This window comes from Stenotrophomonas sp. GbtcB23, assembly GCF_019091045.1.
Classification (GTDB): Bacteria; Pseudomonadota; Gammaproteobacteria; order Xanthomonadales; family Xanthomonadaceae; genus Stenotrophomonas; species Stenotrophomonas rhizophila_A.
Map to the genome: position 1 here is coordinate 1 of NZ_JAGXKC010000461.1, position 263 is coordinate 263.

Genomic DNA, 263 nt, shown 5'->3' on the forward strand with positions numbered 1-263 from the left:
GATCGACGACCTCTTCCGCATCGTCGAAGGCCTGAAGCGGCAGGGCAAGGCGATCCTCTTCATCAGCCACAAGTTTGATGAAGTCTACGAAATTGCGGAAAACTTCGTCGTCTTCCGCGACGGCCGCGCCGTCGGCCAGGGCAAGCTCAAGGAAACGCCGCAGGACGAGATCGTCCGCCTGATGGTCGGCCGCGACGTCAAGGACGTCTTCCCCAAGGTGAAGGTCGAGATTGGCGGCCCGGTGCTCGCCGTTGAAGGCAACA

1 pseudogene is annotated in these 263 nt (G+C 61.2%); it reads left to right on the plus strand.

Features of this window, described 5'->3' with window-relative positions:
• Window positions 1-263: pseudogene (locus KVS69_RS19780) on the plus strand (D-xylose ABC transporter ATP-binding protein); the annotation flags it as partial.